Source organism: Ruegeria sp. YTSC002 (assembly GCF_059609845.1).
This window is the reverse complement of the sequence record NZ_JBXWML010000033.1, coordinates 1-1,777: the sequence shown is the minus strand read 5'-3', so window position 1 is coordinate 1,777 and position 1,777 is coordinate 1. Positions and strand designations below refer to the sequence as shown.

At 64.0% G+C, this 1,777-nt stretch carries 1 protein-coding gene; it reads left to right on the top strand.

The features are described 5' to 3' along the window. Positions 1-9: 9 nt before the first annotated feature. A partial coding sequence (gene xsc / locus AC2FFD_RS22215; RefSeq protein WP_496874161.1) for a sulfoacetaldehyde acetyltransferase occupies positions 10-1,777 on the top strand: 1,768 nt, incomplete at its 3' end.

Genomic DNA, 1,777 nt, shown 5'->3' with positions numbered 1-1,777 from the left:
AGCACCCACATGAAGATGACGACGGAAGAGGCGTTTGTTAAGGTTTTGCAGATGCACGGGATCGAGCATGCGTTCGGGATCATTGGATCTGCGATGATGCCGATCTCGGACTTGTTCCCGAAGGCCGGGATCATGTTCTGGGACTGTGCGCATGAAGGCTCGGCCGGCATGATGGCCGACGGCTATACCCGCGCCACCGGCAAGATGTCGATGATGATCGCGCAGAACGGCCCGGGCATCACCAACTTCGTGACGGCGGTGAAGACGGCCTACTGGAACCACACGCCGCTGCTGCTGGTCACCCCGCAGGCGGCGAACAAGACCATCGGTCAGGGCGGTTTCCAGGAAGTCGAGCAGATGAAGCTGTTCGAAGACATGGTCGCCTATCAGGAAGAGGTCCGCGATCCGACCCGCGTCATCGAGGTTCTGAACCGCGTGATCATGAAAGCCAAGCGCGCCAGCGCCCCGGCCCAGATCAACATCCCGCGTGATTTCTGGACCCAGGTGATCGATGTTGATCTGCCCGCCATCGTCGATTTCGAACGCCCCGCGGGCGGCGAAACCGCCGTGGCGCAGGCGGCTGAACTGCTGTCGAACGCCAAGAACCCGGTGATCCTGAACGGTGCCGGCGTGGTTCTGTCCAAAGGCGGGATCGAGGCCTCGAAAGCACTGGCCGAGCGTCTGGATGCGCCGGTCTGCGTCGGCTATCAGCACAACGACGCCTTCCCCGGCAGCCACCCTCTGTTTGCCGGTCCGCTGGGCTACAACGGTTCGAAAGCCGGGATGGAGCTGATCAGCGAGGCCGACGTGGTGCTGTGCCTCGGCACCCGCCTGAACCCGTTCTCGACCCTGCCCGGCTATGGCATGGAATACTGGCCGGCCAACGCCAAGATCATCCAGGTCGACATCAACCCCGACCGGATCGGCCTGACCAAGAAGGTCAGCGTGGGCATCGTGGGTGACGCGGCCAAGGTGGCGACTGGCATCCTGAACCAGCTGAGCGACACCGCGGGCGACGAGGGCCGCGAAGAACGCAAGGCGAAGATCGCCGAGAAGAAGTCCCGCTGGGCCCAGCAGCTGAGCAGCATGGACCACGAGGATGATGATCCCGGCACCACCTGGAACCAGCGCGCCCGCGCGGCCAAGCCCGACTGGATGAGCCCCCGCATGGCCTGGCGCGCCATTCAGGCGGCGCTGCCGAAAGAGGCGATCATCAGTTCGGACATCGGCAACAACTGCGCCATCGGCAACGCCTATCCGTCCTTCGAGGCGGGCCGCAAATACCTGGCGCCGGGCCTGTTCGGGCCCTGTGGCTATGGCCTGCCGGCCATCGTCGGTGCCAAGATCGGCTGCCCGGACGTTCCGGTCGTGGGCTTTGCCGGTGACGGCGCCTTCGGCATCGCGGTGAACGAACTGACCGCGATCGGGCGTGAGGAATGGCCCGCCGTGACCCAGATCGTCTTCCGCAACTATCAGTGGGGCGCGGAAAAGCGCAACTCGACCCTGTGGTTCGACGACAACTTCGTGGGCACCGAGCTGGACACCAAAGTGTCTTACGCCGGTATTGCGCAGGCCTGTGGCCTGAAGGGCGTCGTGGCCCGCACCCAGGACGAGCTGACCGCGGCGCTGAACCAGGCGATCGAGGACCAGAAGAACGGCATCACCACGCTGATCGAGGCCCTGATCAACCAGGAACTCGGCGAACCTTTCCGCCGCGACGCAATGAAAAAACCCGTCGCCGTCGCCGGAATCTCGGCCGACGACATGAAAGCTCAGG